Below are 22,542 nucleotides of genomic sequence, written 5' to 3'. Positions count from 1 at the left end.
GGGGCCTCCTCGTTGACGACGAGCGGGACGGCCCAGGCGCACGGCACTACGTACTGAGCCGCTCCCCGATGGTCGGTCCCATCCCAGCGCGCCAGTCACGGCTCACCCAGACCCTACCAAGCCCGCCCATCGCCCGGGCCGACCGGCCCGCGGCGGCACCGCCGCCCGGGCACGCCTTCGCCGGGGCGACAGACGCGCGCCGAGCGGGGTGCTCACCGCTCATGACCCGGGGGTCAGATGAGGCCGAGCTCGCGCACCGCGGCCCGCTCCTCGGCGAGCTCCTTGACGGAGGCGTCGATCCGGGCGCGGGAGAACTCGTTGACGTCCAGGCCCTGGACGATCTCGAAGCGGCCGTCCTTGGCGGTGACCGGGAAGGAGGAGATGAGGCCCTCCGGGACGCCGTAGGAGCCGTCGGAGACGACACCGGCGGAGGTCCAGTCGCCGTCGGCGGTGCCGTTGGTCCAGGTGAAGACGTGATCGATGGCGGCGTTCGCGGCGGAGGCGGCGGAGGACGCGCCACGGGCCGCGATGATCGCTGCACCGCGCTTGGCGACGGTCGGGATGAAGTCCTCGGCCAGCCACTTCTCGTCGTTGACGGTCTCGGCGGCGTTCTTGCCGGCGACCTCGGCGTGGAAGATGTCCGGGTACTGGGTGGCGGAGTGGTTGCCCCAGATGGTGAGACGGCGGATCTCGCTCACCGGTACGCCGGTCTTCTTCGACAGCTGGGAGATCGCGCGGTTGTGGTCCAGGCGGGTCATCGCGGTGAAGCGGTCGGCCGGGACGTCGGGCGCGGAGGCCTGCGCGATGAGGGCGTTGGTGTTGGCCGGGTTGCCGACGACCAGGACGCGGATGTCGTCCGCGGCGTTGTCGTTGATGGCCTTGCCCTGCGGGCCGAAGATGCCGCCGTTGGCGGAGAGCAGGTCGCCGCGCTCCATGCCGGCGGTGCGCGGGCGGGCGCCCACCAGGAGGGCCACGTTGGCGCCGTCGAAGGCCACGTTGGGGTCGTCGCTGATGTCGATGCCCTGGAGCAGCGGGAACGCGCAGTCGTCGAGCTCCATCGCGGTGCCCTCGGCGGCCTTGAGCGCCGGCGTGATCTCCAGCAGACGCAGCCTCACCGGCACGTCGGCGCCGAGCAGGTGGCCGGAGGCGATGCGGAAGAGCAGCGCGTAGCCGATCTGTCCGGCCGCTCCGGTGACGGTGACGTTGACGGGGGTGCGAGTCATTGCCTTCTCCTGGCCTTCTCCTGCTGGAACCCTGGCCGCCCCGGCAGCGTCCCTCTGCCCCGGAACGTGGATCTCTCGGCATCAAGAGACCCACGCCAGGCTATACCCGTGCGACAGGCGCCCGCGCCCCGGCTCCGTGTGGCCCCGGTCACCGGCCCGGCGGCGTACAGCCGTGCACTCCGGTGGCGAGCGTGACGCAGGCCTTCGCCCTGTCGGGGGCCCTGACGGTGAGCATGCGGGTGTACGCGGCGGCGTCCGCGCCGATCCGGCGGCGCCGGGTGGCATCGCCGGTGGTGACGGAGACCGTGTCACCGGGGGCGGCGGCGGAGACGCGGGCCCAGACGGTGCCGCAGTCGGCGCTGTAGCGCATTTCGAGGTACGTGCCGCCGACCCAGGCGGAGGCGGCCGTACGGGCGTGGGCGCCGCCGCAGCCCGCGGTCTCGGGGTCCTTGCCGGTCAGGGTCCTGGCGGTGACGGACGGCGAGCCGGACGGAGAGGCGGGGGCACGGCCGGTGCCGCCGGGGGCGGAGGGGATCCGGCCGAGCAGGACGGTGGTGCCGAGGACGGCGAGCACGACGGCCACGACCCCGGCGAGGAGGAGCGGCCCCCGGCGCCGCCCGGGCCGCGGCCGGCCGGCGTGGTCCCCGGCGTCGGCGTCGGCGTGGTCCCCGGCGTCGGCGTCGGCGTCCGGCGGTGGGCCGAACTCGCCCAGGGCGGCACGGGCCTCGGCGACCCGGGCGGCCGTCATGGTGACGTCATGGCGGCCCTCGGCACGGTTCCAGGCCCGTTCGGTCAGCTCCCACATGGTGGTGAGGTGGCCGGGCTCGGTGCCGGTCACCTGGGCGAGGGCGACGACGGCGTACCGGGGCGGCAGCATCCTGCCGTTGAGATAGCGCTCCCATGAACTCCGGCTGTAGCCGGTCGCGTCGGCGAGTTCGGCGACGCTCACCCCGCCGCGCTCGACCCGGCGCCGCAGCAGGACGGTGAACTCCCTGATCTGCGGGTCCAGATCGTCCCCGAGCGCCCGCCAACGGGTCATTGCCGCCATCCTGTCCCCCGGTGCCGCCAATCGTGCCTTTTACGCACTACCCATGGAGATGCCCGGAACACGGACGGCGGTTCCGCTTCAGCCGCCGACGCAGAGGTCGAGGATGATCACTCCCAGGCACAGGGCGCTCTGTGTCGGGGCCGCGGCCGGGGCCGGGGCGGACGGCGAGGCCGACGCCGAGGCGGCCGGGGCCTCGGTAGCGGCGCCCCAGCCGGACCCCGAGCCGGAGCCCGACGCTGCCGGGGTGGCCCCCGGCGTGCCGGTGCCGCCCTCGGTGCCGTCCGTGCCGTCCGTGCCGTCGGAAGGGGCGCCGGACCGGCTGCCGGCGGCACCGGCCGACGCGTCGTCGGCGCCGGACAGGGTCGCCGGGCCCGTCGTGGCCGCGCCGCCGGGGCCGCCGGGGGCCGTGTTCACCGGGAAGCCGCCGGGGGCCTGCGGTCCGGACCGCCCCGACGCCTGCGGCCGGGAGGTGGCGGACAGCCCGGAGGGCCCGCTTCCGGCGCCCTCCGAGGTGAGCCCGGCCAGGACGAGCACGCCGAGCGCGACGGCGGGCACCAGACCGAAGGCGGCCACCAGCAGCCGCCCGCGCCGGCGCCGGCCGCGCGGCAGGCCCTCGTACGGGGCGAGCGGGTCCAGCGGGTCGGGGTCGGGGACCCGGCTGCCGCCGCCGCGCTCGGCCAGTTCCCACAGGGCGTCGAGCCGGTCGTAGTCGGCGCCGCAGAGCTGCCCGAGGGCCTCCACCGCGTCGAGCGGCGGCACCTTGACGCCGTTGAGAAAGCGCTCCCAGACCTCGGTGGACAGCGAGGTGCGCGCCGCTATCGCGGGCAGCGCGAGCCCGCTGCGGTCCTTCATCCTGCGTAACTGCACGGCCAGCCGGCGAGCGTTGGCGCCCATGGTGTCCGGCAGCGGCTCCCATCGCGTCACAGTGCCCCCCGGAATGTCCGCTCGACGATCGCTCCACCGTAGCGTCGTACTGGCGAACGACGCCCGGAATCCGGCAGATCACCCCGAACGGGCCGTACGGCTCACCGCACGGAGAACCTGACGATGTCCTCCAGGAAGGGGATCTCCAGGATCGGGTTCGGCTGCGCCATCAGCGCCAGCAGCACGATGGTGGTGCCCAGCACCCCGTAGGTGAGCACGTCGGTGAACCGGCTCCGTACCGCCAGCATCCCCACCGAGGGCAGCAGCCAGCGCAGCACCGCCCCGGTCAGCAGGGCCGCGCCGATCAGTACGATGCCGGCCCGGAACGTGCCCGCCGCGGTGAGCAGCAGGCCCACCGCCGCCGCACCCAGCACCAGCAGGATGGGCCACTGCCGGGCCGGGGCAGGGGCGTCCGCGCCCAGGACCCGGCCGCCGCCCTCGGGACGGGCGGTGCCGCGGGTCCAGAGCGGAAAGCGCCGGCCGCCCTCAGCCGGCATGGCCCTGGGCCTGCAGTTCGGCGGCCTCGACGACATTGGCCAGCAGCATCGCGCGGGTCATCGGGCCCACCCCGCCGGGGTTGGGGGAGATCCACGCCGCGACCTCGGCCACCCCGGGGTGCACATCGCCGACGATCTTGCCGTGCTCGTCCCGGCTGACGCCGACGTCGAGGACGGCCGCGCCCGGCTTCACGTACTCGGGCTTCACCAGGTGCGGAACACCGGCCGCCGCGACGACGATGTCGGCCTGGCGCAGCTGGGCGCCCAGGTCGCGGGTGCCGGTGTGGCACAGCGTCACGGTGGCGTTCTCCGACTTACGGGTCAGCAGCAGGCCGATCGAGCGGCCCACGGTGACACCGCGGCCGACGACGGCCACATGCGCGCCGTTGATCTCGACCTTGTGGCGGCGCAGCAGCTCCACGATGCCGTTGGGCGTGCAGGGCAGCGGGCCCGGCTCGTTGAGGACCAGGCGGCCGAGGCTCATCGGGTGCAGGCCGTCGGCGTCCTTGACCGGGTCCATCAGTTCCAGGACGCGGTTGGTGTCGATGCCCTTGGGGAGCGGGAGTTGGACGATGTAGCCGGTGCACTCGGCGTTGTCGTTGAGTTCGCGTACGACCGCCTCGATGTCCTCCTGGGTCGCGGTCGCGGGCAGTTCGCGCTGGATGGAGGCGATACCGACCTCGGCGCAGTCGCGGTGCTTGCCCGCGACATACCAGCGGCTGCCCGGGTCGTCGCCGACCAGGAGGGTGCCGAGGCCGGGCGTGACGCCCCGCGCCGAGAGCGCCTGGACGCGGGCGGACAGTTCGGACTTGATCGCGGCGGCAGTGGCCTTGCCATCGAGAATCTGAGCGGTCATGGCCCCATCCTCCCAGACCCGGGCCGCGGGGCGGGACAAGGCGCTGGACAGGGCGCCCGGCGGGCCACGACGATGTGGGGTCGGTCCCACCAGTCCATTTCCGGACTCATCGTCCCCGCTCGGAGGAATCAGCACGTGAGTTATCCGCCCGGTCCCCAGAATCCGTACGGCCAGCAGCCGCCACAGCAGCCCCAGCAGCCGCAGCAGCCGCAGCAGCCGCAGCAGCCGTACGGCTATCCCCAGCAGCCCCCGGCCGCCCCGCAGCAGCAGCCGGCCCAGCCCGGTTACGGCTATCCGCAGCAGCCGCCGGCCGCTCCCCAGGGCTTCCCCCAGCAGCAGGGATACCCGCAGCAGGGCTATCCCCAGCAGGGCGGTTACCCCCCGCAGGGCGGCTACCCCGGTGGCTACCCGGGCGGTTACCCCGGCGGCCCCGTCCCGGGCATGCCCCCGTACGCGAGTTGGGGCGCGCGCCTGGGCGCGCTGCTGGTCGACGGCCTGATCTTCAACCTGATCCCGATGATCCTTTTCTTCGTCGGGTACGGCCAGCTGGTCAGCAGCGCGCTCGACACCACCTGCGACTACACCGGCACCTACAGCAGCTGCTCGACCCCCGAGACGCCCACCGGCGCGATCGTGCTGCTGCTGCTCGGCTCGCTGCTGATGCTCGTCGCCACCCTGGTGATCTGCTACCTGGAGGGCACCAAGGGCCAGACCCCGGGCAAGAAGGCCCTGGGCATCATGGTGCTGCGCGAGGCGGACGGCCGTCCGCTGGGCTTCGGTATGGCCTTCGTACGCCGGCTGTGCCACGGACTGGACGGTGCCGCCTGCTACATCGGCTTCCTGTGGCCGCTGTGGGACGACAAGTCGCAGACCTTCGCGGACAAGATCATCAAGTCGGTCGTCGTCAAGACCCGGTAAACATCCGATAAGAATGGCGTGGCGCCCCACTCTCGTCCGCTCGGAGGAATCAGCACGTGAGTTATCCGCCCGGTCCTCAGAACCCGTACGGCCAGCAGCCCCCGCAGCAGCCCTACGGCTATCCGCAGCAGCAACCGCCGCAGCCCCAGCCACAGGCCGGCTACGGCTATCCGCAGCAGCCGCAGGTGCCGTACGGGTATCCGGGGGTCCCAGGTCAGATACCCGGCCAGTTGCCGGGCCGGATGCCGTCGGGGCCGAAGGGCGCCCGCGTACTGCTGTTCGTGGTGGGGGGCCTCCAGATCCTCTTCGCGCTGGTCGCCTTCGCCTTCGCCGGCATCCTGGCAGCGGCGGACGACTCGGGCGTCTACCACAACTACACCGGAATCGGCTGGTTCCTCGGGGTGTTCGAGCTGGCGCTCGGGGCGGTGTGCATCGCGATGGGCACCAAGTTCACCACGGGGGGCCCCGCTACACGGACCGGCGCGATCGTCATCGGCTCGCTGGTGGTGGTCCTCAGCCTGGCCAACATGGTGTTCGCGGGGGTGCTGGCGATCTTCACCCTGGTGCTCGGCATCCTGGTCGTGGTGTTCTCGGCCAAGGCCGAGACCAGGGCCTGGTTCGCCCGGCCGCGCTACTGAACGGCGCGCACGCGACACAGACCAGAGCCGCACCCCGGGCAGTCCGGGGTGCGGCTCCGGTCGTGGGACGTCAGTGGAAGAAGTGCCGCGTACCGGTGAAGTACATCGTCACGCCGGCCTTCTTCGCGGCCTCGACGACCAGCTCGTCACGGACCGAACCGCCCGGCTGGGCCACTGCCTTCACGCCCGCCTCGGCCAGCACCTCGAAGCCGTCCGGGAAGGGGAAGAACGCGTCGGACGCGGTGTAGGCGCCGGCCGCGCGCTCGGCGCCGGCCCGCCGCACGGCGAGCTTCGCCGAGTCGACCCGGTTGACCTGGCCCATGCCGACGCCGACCGTCGCGCCGTCCTTGGACAGCAGGATCGCGTTGGACTTGACGGCCCGGCAGGCCCGCCAGGCGAAGAGCAGCTCCGACAACTCGGCGGCGGACAGCGCCTCGCCGGTGGCCAGCGTCCAGTTGGCCGGGTCGTCGCCGCCGGCCTGGAGGCGGTCCTTCTCCTGCAGCAGCAGACCGCCCTCGACAGGCCGGAACTCCTTGACCGCGCACGGCGCTTCGGGAGCGGAGAGCACCCGGATGTTCTTCTTGCGGGCCAGCACCTCGACGGCGCCGTCCTCGTAGCCGGGCGCCACGATGACCTCGGTGAAGATCTCGGCGACCTGCTCGGCCAGCGCGACGGTCACCGGCCGGTTGACGGCGATGACGCCGCCGAACGCGGACAGCGGGTCGCAGGCGTGGGCCTTGCGGTGGGCCTCCGCCACATCGGCGCCGACGGCGATGCCGCACGGGTTGGCGTGCTTGATGATCGCCACGCACGGCTCGTCGTGGTCGTACGCCGCCCGGCGCGCGGCCTCGGTGTCGACGTAGTTGTTGTACGACATCTCCTTGCCGTGCAGCTGCTCGGCGGAGGCCAGACCGGGGGTGCCGTCGACGTACAGGGCGGCGGCCTGGTGCGGGTTCTCGCCGTAGCGCAGCACGTTCTGGCGCTCGTAGGTGGCGCCCAGGAAGTCCGGGAAGGGGCTGTCGTCGGCCGGGGCGTAACCGCCCGCGAACCAGCTCGCGACGGCCACGTCGTAGGAGGCGGTGTGCTGGAAGGCCTCGGCGGCCAGCCGCTTGCGCTGCGCCAGGTCGAATCCGCCGTCCCGGACGGCGGCCAGCACGTCGGCGTAACGGGCCGGGCTGGTGACGACCGCCACGGACGGGTGGTTCTTGGCGGCGGCGCGGACCATGGAGGGGCCGCCGATGTCGATCTGCTCCACGCACTCGTCGTCGGAGGCGCCGGAGGCGACGGTCTCCTTGAAGGGGTAGAGGTTGACGACCACGAGCTGGAAGGGCTCGACGCCCAGCTCCGCCAGCTGCCGCTGGTGGTCGTCGAGGCGCAGGTCGGCGAGGATGCCGGCGTGCACGCGCGGGTGCAGCGTCTTGACCCGGCCGTCCAGGCACTCGGGGAAGCCGGTCAGCTCCTCCACCCTGGTCACCGGCACCCCGGCGGCGGCGATCCGCGCGGCGGTCGAACCGGTGGAGACCAGCTCGACCCCGGCCTCGTGCAGGCCGCGCGCCAGCTCCTCCAGCCCGGTCTTGTCGTAGACGCTGACCAGCGCGCGACGGATCTCCCGCTTGCTCTCGGCACTCACGGCAACAGAACCTTTCGTCCCTCAATGCGATAGCCGTCGCGGGACAGCCGACCCACGACGTCGACGAGCAGCCTTCGCTCGACTTCCTTGATGCGCTCGTGGAGCGCTTCCTCCGTGTCGTCCGTGCGGATCTCGACCACGCCCTGCGCGATGACCGGGCCGGTGTCGACACCGTCGTCGACGAAGTGGACCGTGCAGCCGGTGACCTTCGCCCCGTAGTCGAGCGCGTCGCGCACCCCGTGCGCGCCGGGGAAACTCGGCAGCAGGGCGGGATGCGTGTTGACGAAACGGCCGCCGAAGCGGGCGAGGAAGTCCTTGCCCACGATCTTCATGAACCCGGCGGAGACCACCAGGTCCGGCTCGTACCCGGCGGTGGCCGCGGTGAGCGCGGCGTCCCAGGCGGCGCGGTCCGGGTGGTCCTTCACCCGGCACACGAAGGTCGGCAGCCCGGCCCGCTCGGCCCTCTCCAGTCCGGCGATACCGTCCCGGTCGGCACCGACGGCGACGACGGTCGCGCCCAGGGCGGCCCCGGCGTCGAGCAGCGCCTGGAGGTTCGTGCCCGAGCCGGAGACGAGCACGACGAGACGGACGGGAGGCGGAAAAGCAGCCACGGCGGGATGTCTCTCAGCAGATACGGGCGACTTGGAGGATCGTACGAGTCGGAGGGCCATCGGATTCCGGGGAACCCTACGAGGCCGCCGACCGTCAGCAACGATACCGGCACACCGCCCCGCCCCCACGGGACGGGGGAGCGCGCGGAGGGTAGCGTCTGCGGAGGAGCAAGGGCGTACGCGCGTAGCGGACGTGACGTAACCGACACGAGACGAGCAGCAGCAGGGGATGACGCGAGCAACCATGAGCAGCGGCCGCAGCACGGAGCGTTCCCCGGAGCGACAGGACAACCCGTTCGCCCCACCGCCCGAGGACGCGCCCGAACAGCCCTGGCAGCCCCGCCGCCCCCACGGGACCGGACAGGCCGGGCAGGCCGGACACCCCGGGCAGTCCGGCGAGCCGGATCAGCCCGGGAGCGGCCGGCCCACTCCCCCGCCTCCGCCGCCGGCCTGGGGCGGCCAGTGGAGCGACCAGCAGCCCGGCCGTCAGCCCGGCGGCCTCGGCGGCGGCCCGCAGGGCACCGGCGGTCCCGGCGGTCCCGGCGGTCCCGGGCCGGGCGGCGGTCCCGGCCCCGGCGGCGGGCCGGGCGGCGGCCCCGGCGGATCCAGCGCGCCCCGGTTCGACCCCACCGACCCGGCACAGCGGCGCGCCCGTTACGCCCTGCTCTCCGGCATGTGGGGGCTGTTCTTCGCGCTCCTGGGCTGGACCTCCCTGTCGCTGCTCCTGGCCGCGCTGGCCGTCTACTGGGGCATCTCCGCGCTGCGCATGAAGCCCGAGCAGCGCGCCGACGCCCGCGCCGCCGCTGCCGCCGCCCTGTCCCGGGCCCCGGTCCACGAGGGCGACCCCCGCCCCCAGCTCCCCGGCGGCGAGCTCCCCGAAAAGCCCCAGCGCACGGCCGCCGTCAGCGGCATCGTCACCGGCGGCCTCGCCTTCCTGCTGGTGGCCGCCACCTTCACCTTCCACCTCGTCTACCAGGAGTACTACTCCTGCACCCGGGACGCCCTCACCTCGGCCTCGCGGGCCGCCTGCGCCGATCTGCTGCCGTCACCGTTGCGGTCGGTCGTCGACAACGGCTGATCCTGGCCCGCGGCCGGAGTCGTCGGAAGCGTCGGCGGCACCGGCGGGTACTCGGTGAGCGCCTGCGTCTCCGGCTCCCGCCACCACGGCAGGTCGGCGAACAGATCGGCGCCGGACACCCCGGCCGGGCGCGGCACGGCGGGTGCCACCGACCCGGGCAGCCGATCCGGCGCGCTTGCCGCGTTTGCCGTGGCCGGCGTGGCCGGTGTGACTGGTGTGGTGCTGATGTCTGCCGCGCTCGCCGCGCCTGCCGCGCCTGCCGTGTCGGCCGCCTCCAGGCCGTCCGCGCTCTCGCGCAGCCGCCACCAGCGGAAAGCCAGCGCGGACGGCACCCCGATCACCCCGGTCCACCCCAGGGCCGCCGCGCCCACCAGCCACGCCCGGGGGCCGAAGACGGCCAGGGTGCCCGAGCCGAGCGGGCCGGAGGCGACGGCGGCCAGCAGCGCCGTCCCCGTCCCGCACAGCCCGGCGGCGCAGCCCGCGACGGCGGCGGTACGGCCGGCCGGACGCGCCACGCGGGAGGCGAAGTCGCCGACCGCCAGCCCGGCGCAGACCGCAACGGCGAGCGCGGCCCAGGTCAGCGGCGTACCGGCGCCCTGGTCCGGCAGGGCGGCCAGCAGCGGGAAGTCGGGGAGCACGGGGTAGCCGGCCGCACCCGAGGGACGAACGGCGCTGCCGGCGCCGATGGCGAAGCCGGGCCCGAGAGCGTACGAGGCCCCCCAGACGGCGGCGTTCGGCACCAGCGCGACGGCCAGCAGCAGAACGGCGAACTTCCCGGCGGGCGCCTCGCTGAGGTCGGCGAAGGCCGCGGCGGAGGCACCCGCGTGCAGCACCAGGGAGGCCGCCACGAGCAGCGCGCCGCCGCCCAGCAGCACCGCCGACCCGGCCGTGGCGGCCCGCAGGACGGCCGCCGCCTCGCCGCGCGGCACCGCGCGGGGCAGCGGGAGGGGCGGCCGGCCCCGCTCGGCCCAGGCTCCGGCCCCGGCGGCCAGCGCGGCGAACACCGGCAGATGCAGCAGTGCCGGCAGGGCGTCGCTGCGTACCGGCCCGTACGACGTGTAGAGCACCGCAGCGGCGCCGACCGCCGTATAGCCGCCGATCAGCCACCCCAGCAGGGCCCGGCCGCCGGTCCGGCCGCCGGCGGGGTTGTCCGCCTCGTCGGCGGTGGCGTCCGCCCCGGCCCGGTACAGCAGCCACGCCGGGAGGGCGGCGAGCAGCAGCGGCGTCAGTCCGAGCGGTGCGGGGGCGCCGCCGGAGGTCTCCATCCGCACCAGCCCCGTGCCGTGGGCCAGCAGCCACAGGTCGGCGGCGACATGCAGGGCGCCCTGGATGCCCCCGCTGTCGGGGTAGGGCGAGATGATCCACAGGAAGAGGACGAGGACGGCCACCCCGCCCAGCCCGAGGCCGGCGGCGGCCACCCCTCCCGCGAAGGCGGTGGGCGCGCGCTCGGGCAGCGCCGGGATGCGATCGGTCAGTTGGCGGTTCACGGCACCCCATGCTGCCCTGAACCACCCGTTTTGCCCCGACAGTATGGCGAGAGGGAATCGTGTCGCCGAATATGACGCTATGCGGCTTATCCCACCGTCATGCATAACACCTGAGGCTGCCTACGACGCTCTCCACGCGCACTGCGCCGGCGCCGTCGCCCGCCAGGTCGAGCTGCTCACCGGCAACCCCGCGCTCGCCCGCCGCGCCGTGAGGTACGCCTTCGACCTCGCCTGGCAGCAGTGGCCGGCCGTCGCCGTCGACCCGGACCCGGTGGGATGGGTAAGGGCGGCGGCCCACGAGCACGCGCTCGCGCCCTGGCAGCGCTGGATCCCCGGGCGCCGCCCGCGCCGCCGGGCCCACCCCGGCGGTTGCGGTATCGGTTCCGAGTCGCACACCGCGCTGCTGCGGCTGCCGCCCGCCTCGCGCCGCGCCGTGCTGCTCTACGACGGCCTCGGCCTCGATCTGTCCGACATCGCCGCCGAGACCGCCGCCAGTACGGCCGCCACCGCCGCGCGGGTCCTGCGGGCCCGCGCCGCGCTGGGCGAGGGCACGACCGAACGGCTGGCCGCGCTGCTCGGCGAGGCCGGTCCTGACGGCACCGACAGCCCCGTCGGCCCGCACAGCCCGGCCGGCCCGGACGCCGAGGCTCCGGCGGCGGCTGCGGCCCGGGCCGCCACGGTGGCGGCGGCCTCCCGGCGCCGCAGCGAGCGCCGGACCCGCCGGCAAACCTACGGCGTGGTCGCGCTCACCGCCGGGATCGCGCTGAGCGCGGGGCTGATGGACCTCACGAGGCCGGCGCGCCCCCCGGCGCCGTCGCCCGCGGCCGTCTCCGTACAGGACCCCTCGGAGACCGATCCGGAGCCGCGGCTGCGCCGCGACCTGCCGAGCTGCGCGCCGTACGACCAGCGGTGCGACGAAACGGAGATCGAGCCGCGCGAGGGGTTCCACTGAACACGACGCCGGGCCCGCCCCCGGGAGAGGGGGCGGGCCCGGCGTCGTACGGGGAGGAACCCCGTGGAAAGGACTCAGCCCTCCAGGATCGCGCGAGCCAGGCGCGCGGTCTCGGACGGGGTCTTGCCGACCTGGACGCCGGCGGCCTCCAGGGCCTCCTTCTTCGCCTGGGCGGTGCCCGACGAACCGGAGACGATGGCGCCCGCGTGGCCCATGGTCTTGCCCTCGGGGGCGGTGAAGCCCGCCACGTAGCCGACGACCGGCTTGGTGACGTTCTTGGCGATGAAGTCGGCCGCCCGCTCCTCCGCGTCGCCGCCGATCTCGCCGATCATGACGATCAGGTCGGTGTCGGGGTCGGCCTCGAAGGCCGCGAGCGCGTCGATGTGGGTGGTGCCGATGACCGGGTCGCCACCGATGCCGACCGCCGACGAGAAGCCGATGTCGCGCAGCTCGTACATCATCTGGTACGTCAGCGTGCCGGACTTCGACACCAGACCGATACGGCCCGGCTTGGTGATGTCGCCCGGGATGATGCCGGCGTTGGACTGGCCGGGGGTGATCAGACCCGGGCAGTTCGGGCCGATGATCCGGGTCTTGTTGCCCTTGCTGGAGGCGTACGCCCAGAAGGCGGCGGAGTCGTGCACCGCGATGCCCTCGGTGATGACGACGGCCAGCGGGATCTCGGCGTCGATGGCCTCGATGACGGCGGCCTTGGCGAAGGCCGGCGGCACGAAGAGGACCGAGACGTTGGCGCCGGTCTTCGCGATCGCCTCGGCGACCGTGCCGAAGACGGGAACCTCGGTGCCGTCGAAGTCGACGGAGGTACCGGCCTTGCGCGGGTTCACACCGCCGACGATGTTGGTGCCGTCGGCCAGCATGAGCTTGGTGTGCTTCATGCCGGTGGAGCCGGTCATGCCCTGGACGATGACCTTGCTGTCCTTGGTGAGGAAGATAGCCATGGTTGTGGTTTCCTCGTCCCTTACTTGGCCGCGGCCAGCTCGGCGGCCTTGTCAGCCGCGCCGTCCATGGTGTCCACGCGCTGCACGAGCGGGTGGTTGGCGTCGGAAAGGATCTTGCGACCCAGCTCCGCGTTGTTGCCGTCGAGACGCACGACGAGCGGCTTGTTGACCGCCTCGCCCTTCTCGGCGAGGAGGGCGAGAGCCTGGACGATGCCGTTGGCGACCTCGTCGCACGCCGTGATGCCGCCGAAGACGTTGACGAAGACGGACTTGACGTCCGGGTCGCCGAGGATGATCTCCAGGCCGTTCGCCATCACCTGGGCGGAGGCGCCGCCACCGATGTCGAGGAAGTTGGCGGGCTTCACACCGCCGTGCGCCTCGCCGGCGTACGCGACCACGTCGAGGGTCGACATGACCAGACCCGCGCCGTTGCCGATGATGCCGACCTCGCCGTCGAGCTTGACGTAGTTGAGGTTCTTGGCCTTGGCCGCGGCCTCCAGCGGGTTGGCCGCCGCGTGGTCGACCAGCGCCTCGTGGTCCGGCTGGCGGAACTCGGCGTTCTCGTCCAGCGAGACCTTGCCGTCGAGCGCGATGACCTTGCCGTCACCGGTCTTGACCAGCGGGTTGACCTCGACGAGGAGGGCGTCCTCCTCGATGAAGACCTTCCACAGCGTCTTGAGGACGTCCACGATCTGGTCGTGCAGCTCGGGGGCGAACTTCGCCGCCTCGACGATCTCGCGGGCCTTCGCCTCGGTGACACCCTCGATCGCGTCCACCGGGATCTTGGCGAGCGCCTCGGGGTTCTCCTCGGCGACGACCTCGATCTCGACACCACCCTCGACCGAGGCCATGGCCAGGAAGGTGCGGTTGGTGCGGTCCAGCAGGAAGGAGACGTAGTACTCCTCCGCGATGTCCGCGGTCTCCGCCAGCATCACCTTGTGGACCGTGTGGCCCTTGATGTCCATGCCGAGGATCGCCCCGGCCTTGACCACCGCGTCGGCCGGGTCGGCGGCCAGCTTCACACCGCCGGCCTTGCCACGGCCGCCGACCTTCACCTGCGCCTTGACGACCGCTCGGCCGCCCAAACGCTCTGCCACCTCGCGCGCCGCCTCAGGCGTATCGATGACTTCACCGGCCAGCACCGGTACACCGTGCTTGGCGAAGAGGTCCCTCGCCTGGTACTCGAACAGGTCCACGCGCGTCCGTCCTTGGTTATCGCGGGTTCGTTGTCTGCGTGAGCGTGCCGCCACGGGTCGTCGATGACGTCTTCGTACGATTTGCGAACGGTCGTACGGGGGGCGCACACGTCGGCCGAGCACGCGGCATGTCCGTCTCGCAGGTTATCCCCGTGCGGGGTGCACCGGTAAATCGCAGCTCGTACGAGGGCGGTGAGAACGGTCACAGACCTGGCCTGTCAAGCCCAGGTACCGCCGTCGGGTATCGGAAGCGGACGCTTCTCGATGGCCGCCGCCATGATCTCCGGGAAGAGATCCGGAGTGCAGGCGAAGGCGGGGGCGCCGAGCGCGGCCAGCGCCGCCGCGTGTTCGCGGTCGTAGGACGGCGCGCCCTCGTCGGACAGCGCGAGCAGCGTGACGAACCGCACGCCGGCCGCCTTCATCGCCGCCACCCGCTTGAGCATCTCGTCGCGGATCCCGCCCTCGTACAGATCGCTGATCAGGACGACGACGGTCTCCGACGGCCGGGTGATCAACGACTGGCAGTAGGCGAGCGCGCGGTTGATGTCGGTGCCGCCGCCGAGCTGCGTACCGAACAGCACATCGACCGGGTCCTCCAGCCGGTCGGTGAGATCCACCACCGCGGTGTCGAAGACGACCAGCTTGGTGTCGAGGCTCCGCATCGAGGCCAGCACGGCCCCGAAGACCGACGCGTAGACCACCGACGCCGCCATCGATCCCGACTGGTCGACGCACAGCACGACGTCCTTCTTCACCGCCTGCGAGGCCCGGCCGTGGCCGACCAGCCGCTCCGGCACGATCGTGCCCCGCTCGGGCAGATAGTGCCGGAGGTTGGCCCGGATCGTGCGGTCCCAGTCGATGTCGCGGTGCCGGGGGCGGCGCACCCGCGCCGACCGGTCCAGGGCTCCGCCCAGCGTGGCCCGGGTACGGGTGGCGAGCCTCTTCTCCAGGTCGTCCACCACCTTGCGGACCACCGCCCGCGCGGTCTGCCTCGTGGTCTCCGGCATCGCCTTGTGGAGCGACAGCAGGGTGCCGACCAGATGGACGTCGGCCTCGACCGCCTCCAGCATCTCCGGCTCCAGCAGCAGCGCCGAGAGCCCGAGCCGCTCGATGGCGTCGCGCTGCATCACCTGGACCACCGAGGTCGGGAAGTACGTCCGGATGTCCCCGAGCCAGCGGGCCATCTGCGGCGCCGAACCACCCAGGCCGGCTCTGCGCGAACCGCCGCCGGAACCGCCCCCGGAGCCGCCCGTCCTCGGGTCGCTCCCGTAGAGCGCGCCCAGCGTCCGGTCCATCGCCGCGTCCCGGCCGGACAGCTCTCGGCCCGTGCCGTCCGCCGCGCCGCCGCCCAGCACCAGCCGCCAGCGCCGCAGCCGTTCGTCGCTCATGCCGTCCCCTTCCGTCCCACCAGCAGCTCCCCCAGCAGCAGCCGCAGTGCCGGCAGCACCGCTTCCGCCCGCGTCTCGTCCAGCCCCGTGCCGAACCCGGTCGTCCCCTCCGTCCCGGGAACCGTCCGGCTCCCCCGGCGCACCAGCTCACCCAGCGTCCGGCGCACCCCCGGCTCGAAGTCGGCGAACGTCCGCCGCAGCAACGGCAGGACGTCCTCGAAGGCCCCGGAAGGGACCGACGACAGCCAGCCGTCGACCAGCGCGAGCAGCCGCTCGTCGTGCACCAGCAGCATCCCGCCGCCCGCCAGGAAGCCCTCCACCCAGCCGGCCGCGTCCTGCGGCTCCGCCCCGGGCGACAGGGCGAGCCCCATCAGCCGGGCCGCCTCCTCCCCCTCCAGCCGCCCCTCGTCCACCAGCAGCCGCGCCGCCCCGCCCCGCAGCACCCCGGGCACCCCCCGCTCCCGCCCGGCCAGGCCGCGCAGCACCGCCGACCACCGCTCCCGCAGCGGCCCGTCGGAGAGCAGGGCCACCGCCTGGTGCACCGCGCGGACATGCCCCCGCATCTCCTGCGCCCCGTCCTGGTCCAGGCCGCCGCAGGCCGGCGGCAGCCCGACGCAGATCCGCTCGGCCAGACCCCGGGCGACCTCGTCCAGGGCGGCGGAATCCGTGCCGCGCACATCGCCGTAGCGCACGGCCCGGACGAGAGCCGGCAGCGCGGCGGCGAGGTGGGCGACATCCGCGTCGAGCGCGGCCCGGTCGGCCAGCACCCGCATGACCACCGGCAGGGCGTCCGGCAGCGCGGCGAGCAGACACCGCTCGGCGAGCCCGGTGACATCGGCCAGGGCGCGGGCGGCCGACGCGATGTCCTCGGCCCGGGCGGTGGCGGCGGAACCGACCGTGGTGCCCCAGATGCCCGCCTCGGCCACCTGCACGGCCAGCTCGGGCTCCCAGCGCAGCCGCCAGGTCTCCCGGAAGGTCCCGGTCCCGGCGCGGGAGGGTATGAGCTCGCCCCAGCCGATGCCCAGCAGCCGCAGCCGGTGCAGCAGCCTGCTGCGCCCCGCGTCGGTCTCCTTGCGCAGGTCGAGCTCGATCTCCCGGTCCGCCGCCTCGGCCCTGAGCCGCAGCCTTCGCTGTTCCCGCGCCAGGTCGCGGGCGAGCGGCACCGCCGGGGCCCCGTCCGGCACCTCGCCCAGCACGTCGCCGACGACCAGCCGGTCCCGGATGACCGCCAGCGGCACATCGGAGCCGTCGCACATCACCGCCCGCACCGCGTCGGTCGTCTCGGTCAGCCCGGCGAGCGGGCGGCCGCGCATCGCCGCGAGGGTGTCGGCCAGCCGCACGGCCTCGATGACATGGGCGGAGGACACCGGCAGATCCTCCTCCCGCAGCAGCCCGGCGACCTTGGTCATCCACCGGGTGACCGGCCGGTCGGGGGCGCTGTACAGATGCCCGTACCAGCCGGGCGAGGCGATGCCGGCTCCGTATCCGCTCGCCCGCGCCAGCCGCCGGTGCGTCCACGGCACCCAGGTGACCTCGGCCCGTACCTTGGGCAGCCCCCGCAGCAGCGCCCGGTCGGCGGCCACCGTGGCCCGCGCGGCCAGTGCGGGGACATGCCAGGCCCCGCACACCACGGCGACCCGCTCGTGCGCCCGCCGTGCCTCCCGTACCCGCAGCCGCATATGCGCCTCGCGCGGCGCGTCCCGCGGGTGTCCGCCGTCCCCGAACGCCTCCCGCAGGACGGCCATCGCCTCGCCCAGCGCCTCGAAGGCCGCCAGCGGGTCCGCCGCCCCGCGATGCTCGACGGCGTCCTCCCACCAGCGCTCCGGGTCGTCGTACCCGGCGGTCCGCGCCAGCACGGCCAGCGGATCCAGCCTCGCGTCCGGACCGGGCTCCCCATCCTGCCGGTCCTCCTCCCCATCCCGCATCGCCAGCGAATGCGCCGCCGGCAGGTCGATGAAGCTCACCGGGACATCCCCGGCCAGCGCCCAGCGGATCGCCGCCCACTCCGGCGAGAACTCGGCGAACGGCCAGAACCCGGCCCGCGAGGGGTCGTCCACCGCGTGCGCGAGCAGCGCGACCGGCGGCCGCATGCCCTCGTCCGCGGCGAGCGCCACCACCGCGTCGGCCTCCGGAGGGCCCTCGATCAGCACGATGCCCGGCCGGTGACGGTCCAGGGCGGCCAGGACCGCCCGGGCGGAGCCGGGCCCGTGGTGCCGCACCCCCAGCAGCGCGATGCCCTCACCACTCATCGCGACACCTCACGGCAGGCCCGGTAGAAGTCCTTCCAGCCGTCCCGTTCACGGACCACCGTCTCCAGGTACTCCTGCCACACCACCCGGTCCGCCGCCGGATCGCGGACCACGGCGCCCAGCAGACCGGCCGCGATGTCGCCCGCCCGCAGGACGCCGTCGCCGAAGTGCGCCGCGAGGGCCAGCCCGTTGGTGACCACCGAGATCGCCTCGGCCGGGGACAGCGTCCCGGAGGGCGACTTGACCTTGGTGCGGCCGTCGGCGGTCACCCCGCCGCGCAGCTCGCGGAAGACCGTGACGACCCGGCGGATCTCGTCCGTGCCGTCCGGGAGCACCGGCAGCTCCAGCGAACGGCCGAGCTGGTCGACCCGCCGGGCGACGATGTCGACCTCGTCCTCCACGGAGGCGGGCAGCGGCAGCACCACCGTGTTGAAGCGGCGGCGCAGGGCGCTGGACAGATCGTTGACCCCGCGGTCACGGTCGTTGGCGGTGGCGATGAGGTTGAAGCCGCGCACGGCCTGCGTCTCGGCGGCCAGCTCCGGTATCGGCAGGGTCTTCTCGGACAGGATGGTGATCAGGGTGTCCTGGACGTCGGCCGGGATCCGGGTCAGCTCCTCCACCCGCGCGATCCGTCCCTCGGCCATCGCCCGCATGACCGGGCCCGGCACCAGCGCGTCCCGGCTCGGCCCGTTCGTCAGCAGCTGCGCGTAGTTCCAGCCGTAGCGGATGGCCTCCTCGGGTGTGCCCGCGGTGCCCTGGACCAGCAGCGTGGAGTCACCGCTGACGGCCGCCGCCAGATGCTCGGACACCCAGGTCTTGGCCGTGCCCGGCACACCGAGCAGCAGCAGCGCCCGGTCGGTGGCCAGGGTGCTGACAGCGACCTCGACGATCCGCCGCGGACCCACGTACTTGGGCGTGATGACCAGGCCGTCGGGGAGCACACCTCCGAGCAGATATGTCGCGACCGCCCAGGGCGACAGATTCCAGCGGGCCGGGCGCGGCCGGTCGTCGGCCGCCGCGAGGGCCTTGAGCTCCTGGGCGAACGCGTCCTCGGCATGCGGCCTGAGCGTGGTGTCGGCGGACATGGATCCCCCCTGATTTTCTCGCACATGGAATGGAACGGACGACCCGTCAGCCCCCGCGGCCGTCCGTGGTTCCCACCATGCATCACGCCACTGACAATCGGCCTCGGCAGAGCCGAACGCCCAGGTCGGAGCCGTTTGTCAGTGCTCGGCCGTAGCGTTGCGGACATGGAGGAAGAGGGACAGGAACGATGGACGGCGGACCAGGTTCTGGCACTGGCCCCTGACGCTTCGTCACGCAAGGCCGGGGCCCGGCTCGCGGCGCCCGCGCCCTGGTCCGGCACGGGCACGACCGGGCCGGTGGTGTGGGGGCTGTGCGCGGGCAGCGGCGGCAATCCCTACCGCACGGTCGTCGACACGTCGGGGCCCGGCTACAAGTGCGGTTGCCCGAGCCGCAAGTTCCCGTGCAAGCACGCACTCGGGCTGCTGCTCCTGTGGTCGGGGGGCACCGTCGCGGCCACCGCGGCCGCCGGCCGTCCCGACTGGGTGACGGAATGGCTCGACGCCCGCCACGGCCGTGGGGAGCGGGAGGCCGCCCGCCCGGCCGCCGGGACCCTGGCCGACCCCGCCGCCGCCCGGCAGCGGGCCGAGCGGCGCGCCCAGCGGGTCGCGGCCGGCGCCTCCGAGCTCGAACAGCGGCTGGCCGACCTGCTGCGCACCGGCCTGGCCGGCGCCGAACGCGAGGACTACCGGAGCTGGGACGAGACCGCCGCCCGCATGGTCGACGCCCAGGCGCCCGGACTGGCCTCGCGGGTCCGTGAGCTCGGCGGCGTCGTCGGCACGGGCGGTGACTGGCCCTCACGCATGCTGGAGGAGGCCTCGCTCCTCTACCTGCTGACGCAGGGTTACACCCGGCAGGACACCCTGCCGGCCGGTCTGGCGGCCACCGTCCGCACCCGGATCGGCTTCACCGGCACCGGCACCGGCGATGCCTGCCCCGTACGGGACCACTGGCTCGTACTGGCCCAGCACGACACCTCCGACGACCGGCTGACGACCCGTCGCATCTGGCTGCACGGCGAGTCCGGGGGCCGTCCCGCGCTGCTGCTGTCCTTCGGCGCGGGCGGCCGGGCACCCGAACTCGCCCTTCCCGTCGGTCTCCGGCTCGACGCCGACCTCGCGTACCACCCCGCCGCCCGCCCGCTGCGCGCCACCCTCGGCCCCGCTCACGGGCCCGCCGTCCCGGGGGGCGTCCCGCCCGGCACCGCCGTCGGCCCGGCCCTCTCCTCCTACGGCGACGCCCTCGCCGACGACCCCTGGCTGGACGCCTGGCCGGTCGTCCTCTCGGGGGTCGTGCCCATACCGTCCTCCACGGGCTGGCAGCTCGCCGACGCCGCGGGCGACCCGGCTGGTGGCGCCGACGCCCTGCCCCTCGCCCTCCGGGCCACCCCGTGGCGGCTCGCGGCCGTCTCCGGCGGCCACCCCGTCACCGTCTTCGGGGAGCTCGGCCACCGGGGCTTCCAGCCGCTCACCGTGTGGGGCGGCGACGGCCTGCCGGTGCCGCTGTGAGGCCCCGCCCCTGAAGCACCCTGCCGACTCCCGCCCTGAACGGAGAGCTGAAGGATGACCTGGAACGAACTCGTGGGCACCGCCCTGCTCGGTACGGAGCGGCGTGGCGGGGAGCCGGAGGCGCTGCTGGCCCGCGCCGCGGCCGAGACCGTACGGCGCCGGGCGGGCCTGCGTCCGGCATCGGCCGGGCCCCGGCCGGCCCCGGCCCCGGTGGACCAGCGGCCGGCACTGCCGGAGGCGGCACGGCGCAGGCTGGCCCTGCTGCTGGCCGACCGGAAGGGCGGCGGTGCGTCCGGCGCGGGGGGCAGACGCAGCGCGGAGCCCAACGTCGGGGAACTGCTGCCCCAGTGGCTGGCGGCGGCCAACGCCCGGGGGTACGCGGCCCCGCCCGCGCTGCTGCCCGCACTGCTGGACGCGGCCAGGGCGCGCACGGACATCCGTACGGAGGCACTGACGCTGGCCGGGGCCAGGGCGCTGTGGCTGGCGGAGCTGAACACCGACTGGAGGTTCGCGCTGCGCACCGGGGGCGGCGGGGCCCCGGGCGCCGACCCCGACCTCGGGAAGTGGGAGGAGGGCCTGTTCGCGGAGCGGATAGCGGTGCTCACCCGGCTGCGGACCGGGGACCCGGAGCGCGGGCTGGCGCTGCTGCGGACCACCTGGGCCTCGGAGCGGGCCGAGGACAGGCTGATGTTCGTGGACGCGCTGCGCGACGGCCTGACACCGGCCGACGAGCCGTTCCTCGAACAGGCGCTGTCCGACCGCAGCCGCAACGTCCGGGCGACCGCCGCCGAGCTGCTGTCCGCCCTGCCCGGCTCGGCGCTGGCGGCACGGATGGCGCAGCGCGCCCGCAGCTGTGTGTCCCTCGACCTGTCCACCGACCGGGGCGGCCGCACGGACTCCGGCCCCCGGATCCTGGTGGAGGCGCCGTACGCCTGCGACGCCGCGATGGAGCGGGACGGCATCGTGCCGGTCCCTCCGGCCGGGCGCGGGGAGCGGGCGTGGTGGTTCGGGCAGCTGGTGGACGCCACACCGCTGGCGACCTGGCGGGAGCGGTTCGGCGGCCGTACGGCGGAGGAGGTCGTGGGGCTGCCCGTGGCCGACTCCTGGCAGAGCGACCTGCACGCGGCGTGGTGCCGGGCCGCCGTACGGCAGCGGGACGCGGAATGGGCAAGGGCCCTGCTGGGGCAGACACCGGTCGGGGACCCGGCGAAGCTGCTGTCGGTGCTGCCGGAGCGGGAGCGCGCGGACCGGGTGGCCGCCTTCGTCGCCTCGCACGGGCTGTCCGAGGCCTTCCAGATGCTCGCCGTGTGCGCGGTGCCCTGGGCCGAGCCGCTGGGCGGAGCCGTGATCGACGCGCTGGACATCGCACGGGACGCCGGCAGCTATCCGTGGAGCTTCAGCGGCGTCATGGGGCTGGCCGAGCGCTGTCTCGACCCGGCTGTGGCGGACCGGGCCACCCCGCTCACCGCCGTGGCGGACGAGCCGGCCGACGCCACTCCGGGCGCCGCCGCCTACTGGGCCGAGGCCTTCCAGCGACTGGTCGGCACACTGCGGCTGCGCGCGGCCATGCTCGCCGAGCTGGCCTAGGCTCCGTGCCCCGCCTGCGCCCCGTCTGTCCCGCGGCGGCGCCGGGCTTTGGCCAGGGCTGTGCGGTTACGCCTCCGCGGTCTGACGCACGTTCCCCCGGACCCATGCCACCGCGTCACCGGTCGGCGTACCCGGGGTGAAGATCGCGGCGACGCCCAGCGCCTTGAGGGGCGCGATGTCCGCCTCGGGGATGATGCCGCCGCCGAAGACCTTGATGTCCTCCGCGTCGCGCTCCCGGAGCAGGTCCAGGACCTTGGCGAAGAGCGTCATATGGGCGCCGGACAGGATGGACAGCCCGACCGCGTCGGCGTCCTCCTGGATCGCGGTGTCGACAATCTGCTCGGGCGTCTGGTGCAGGCCGGTGTAGATGACCTCCATGCCCGCGTCGCGCAGGGCACGGGCAATGACCTTGGCCCCACGGTCATGGCCGTCCAGCCCTGGCTTGGCCACCACAACGCGGATCGGACCGGACACTCCCATCACTGCCTCCATGCACGGTTCCAGCGCTCGGCGGACCCAAGCGTGAACGAACGTTATCGCCAGGATCCCGCGCCGGACAGTTTTACAACGCGCAGCGAGGGGGAAATCACACAGTGGGACACGAAACACGTTGGCAACGCGAAGGGCCCGCAGACGGCCCCCGATCGGTCGGGGGCCCGGCGCGGGCTCAAGCGTTCTTCGGCACACGGGGGACAGGGACGTTCCCGGCG

At 74.0% G+C, this 22,542-nt stretch carries 20 protein-coding genes and 1 riboswitch; of the genes, 6 read left to right on the top strand and 14 right to left on the bottom strand.

Translation table 11 applies throughout. The features are described from left to right. Positions 1 to 23: 23 nt before the first annotated feature. Positions 24 to 109, bottom strand: a riboswitch (ZMP/ZTP riboswitch). Positions 110 to 233: 124 nt separating this feature from the next. From RWE79_RS23995 to RWE79_RS23975, 5 genes are all read right to left on the bottom strand, one after another. Further along, on the bottom strand, positions 234 to 1,223 hold the full coding sequence (locus RWE79_RS23995; RefSeq protein ID WP_475942116.1) for a malate dehydrogenase: 990 nt from the start codon (positions 1,221 to 1,223) through the stop codon (positions 234 to 236). A 148-nt stretch (positions 1,224 to 1,371) separates the two neighbouring features. Further along, the gene (locus RWE79_RS23990) at positions 1,372 to 2,262 is read right to left on the bottom strand and encodes a helix-turn-helix domain-containing protein (RefSeq protein WP_475942115.1); all 891 of its coding nucleotides are present in this window, start codon (positions 2,260 to 2,262) and stop codon (positions 1,372 to 1,374) included. 87 nt (positions 2,263 to 2,349) lie between these two features. Beyond that, positions 2,350 to 3,195, bottom strand: coding sequence for a helix-turn-helix domain-containing protein (locus tag RWE79_RS23985; RefSeq protein ID WP_475942114.1), 846 nt, complete (start codon positions 3,193 to 3,195; stop codon positions 2,350 to 2,352). 101 nt (positions 3,196 to 3,296) lie between these two features. Continuing rightward, positions 3,297 to 3,692, bottom strand: a complete 396-nt coding sequence (locus RWE79_RS23980) for a DUF3017 domain-containing protein (RefSeq protein ID WP_475942113.1) — start codon at positions 3,690 to 3,692, stop codon at positions 3,297 to 3,299. Continuing rightward, complete coding sequence (locus RWE79_RS23975) at positions 3,682 to 4,548, bottom strand: bifunctional methylenetetrahydrofolate dehydrogenase/methenyltetrahydrofolate cyclohydrolase (RefSeq protein ID WP_475942112.1); 867 nt, start codon at positions 4,546 to 4,548, stop codon at positions 3,682 to 3,684. Before RWE79_RS23975 ends, RWE79_RS23980 begins: the two co-directional genes overlap by 11 nt. A 135-nt stretch (positions 4,549 to 4,683) precedes the next feature. Between RWE79_RS23975 and RWE79_RS23970 the strand changes: the two genes are divergently transcribed. After that, positions 4,684 to 5,466 (top strand): RDD family protein, encoded by a 783-nt coding sequence (locus tag RWE79_RS23970; protein ID WP_475942111.1) that lies wholly within the window; start codon positions 4,684 to 4,686, stop codon positions 5,464 to 5,466. 56 nt (positions 5,467 to 5,522) lie between these two features. After that, positions 5,523 to 6,104 carry a hypothetical protein gene (locus RWE79_RS23965; RefSeq protein ID WP_475942110.1) on the top strand — a complete coding sequence of 194 codons (582 nt, stop codon included), beginning with the start codon at positions 5,523 to 5,525 and terminating at the stop codon, positions 6,102 to 6,104. A 70-nt stretch (positions 6,105 to 6,174) separates the two neighbouring features. Here RWE79_RS23965 and purH read toward each other — a convergent pair whose 3' ends face one another. Then, a complete protein-coding gene (gene purH, locus RWE79_RS23960) occupies positions 6,175 to 7,734 on the bottom strand; it encodes a bifunctional phosphoribosylaminoimidazolecarboxamide formyltransferase/IMP cyclohydrolase (RefSeq protein WP_475942109.1) in 1,560 nt (519 codons plus the stop codon). After that, a complete protein-coding gene (gene purN / locus RWE79_RS23955) occupies positions 7,731 to 8,345 on the bottom strand; it encodes a phosphoribosylglycinamide formyltransferase (RefSeq protein ID WP_475942108.1) in 615 nt (204 codons plus the stop codon). The genes purH and purN overlap by 4 nt, the downstream gene beginning before the upstream one ends. A gap of 229 nt (positions 8,346 to 8,574) precedes the next feature. On the opposite strand from purN, the gene RWE79_RS23950 reads away from it, so the two are divergent. Next, on the top strand, positions 8,575 to 9,423 hold the full coding sequence (locus RWE79_RS23950) for a hypothetical protein (protein ID WP_475942107.1): 849 nt from the start codon (positions 8,575 to 8,577) through the stop codon (positions 9,421 to 9,423). On the opposite strand, the gene RWE79_RS23945 is transcribed toward RWE79_RS23950, so the two are convergent. Continuing rightward, a complete protein-coding gene (locus RWE79_RS23945; RefSeq protein ID WP_475942106.1) occupies positions 9,327 to 10,910 on the bottom strand; it encodes a cell division protein PerM in 1,584 nt (527 codons plus the stop codon). The two genes, RWE79_RS23950 and RWE79_RS23945, sit on opposite strands and share 97 nt — an antisense overlap. Before the next feature lie 79 nt (positions 10,911 to 10,989). Between RWE79_RS23945 and RWE79_RS23940 the strand changes: the two genes are divergently transcribed. After that, entirely contained in the window at positions 10,990 to 11,862 is an 873-nt protein-coding gene (locus RWE79_RS23940) for a sigma factor-like helix-turn-helix DNA-binding protein (RefSeq protein WP_475942105.1), read from the top strand. Between the two features lie 74 nt (positions 11,863 to 11,936). Here the strand turns inward: RWE79_RS23940 and sucD are convergent, their stop codons facing one another. From sucD to RWE79_RS23915, 5 genes are all read right to left on the bottom strand, one after another. After that, on the bottom strand, positions 11,937 to 12,821 hold the full coding sequence (gene sucD / locus RWE79_RS23935) for a succinate--CoA ligase subunit alpha (protein WP_475942104.1): 885 nt from the start codon (positions 12,819 to 12,821) through the stop codon (positions 11,937 to 11,939). Between the two features lie 20 nt (positions 12,822 to 12,841). Further along, positions 12,842 to 14,017 (bottom strand): ADP-forming succinate--CoA ligase subunit beta, encoded by a 1,176-nt coding sequence (sucC, locus tag RWE79_RS23930; RefSeq protein WP_475942103.1) that lies wholly within the window; start codon positions 14,015 to 14,017, stop codon positions 12,842 to 12,844. Positions 14,018 to 14,235: 218 nt separating this feature from the next. Then, entirely contained in the window at positions 14,236 to 15,405 is a 1,170-nt protein-coding gene (locus RWE79_RS23925) for a VWA domain-containing protein (RefSeq protein WP_475942102.1), read from the bottom strand. Continuing rightward, positions 15,402 to 17,654, bottom strand: a complete 2,253-nt coding sequence (locus tag RWE79_RS23920; RefSeq protein WP_475942101.1) for a DUF5682 family protein — start codon at positions 17,652 to 17,654, stop codon at positions 15,402 to 15,404. The genes RWE79_RS23925 and RWE79_RS23920 overlap by 4 nt, the downstream gene beginning before the upstream one ends. Continuing rightward, positions 17,651 to 18,739, bottom strand: coding sequence for an ATP-binding protein (locus tag RWE79_RS23915; protein WP_475942100.1), 1,089 nt, complete (start codon positions 18,737 to 18,739; stop codon positions 17,651 to 17,653). Before RWE79_RS23915 ends, RWE79_RS23920 begins: the two co-directional genes overlap by 4 nt. 165 nt (positions 18,740 to 18,904) lie before the next feature. Here RWE79_RS23915 and RWE79_RS23910 point away from each other — a divergent pair, with 165 nt between their 5' ends. Then, positions 18,905 to 20,245: an SWIM zinc finger family protein gene (locus tag RWE79_RS23910; protein ID WP_475942099.1), complete on the top strand. Its 1,341-nt coding sequence runs from the start codon at positions 18,905 to 18,907 to the stop codon at positions 20,243 to 20,245. A 54-nt stretch (positions 20,246 to 20,299) separates the two neighbouring features. Beyond that, positions 20,300 to 21,832, top strand: a complete 1,533-nt coding sequence (locus RWE79_RS23905) for a DUF5691 domain-containing protein (RefSeq protein ID WP_475942098.1) — start codon at positions 20,300 to 20,302, stop codon at positions 21,830 to 21,832. A 66-nt stretch (positions 21,833 to 21,898) separates the two neighbouring features. On the opposite strand, the gene RWE79_RS23900 is transcribed toward RWE79_RS23905, so the two are convergent. Beyond that, a complete protein-coding gene (locus tag RWE79_RS23900) occupies positions 21,899 to 22,312 on the bottom strand; it encodes a cobalamin B12-binding domain-containing protein (RefSeq protein ID WP_475942097.1) in 414 nt (137 codons plus the stop codon). Positions 22,313 to 22,542: the final 230 nt, after the last annotated feature.

This window comes from Streptomyces sp. RLA131 (assembly GCF_056270125.1).
The sequence above is the reverse complement of the archived record's forward strand: the minus strand, read 5'-3'. Positions and strand labels throughout refer to the sequence as shown.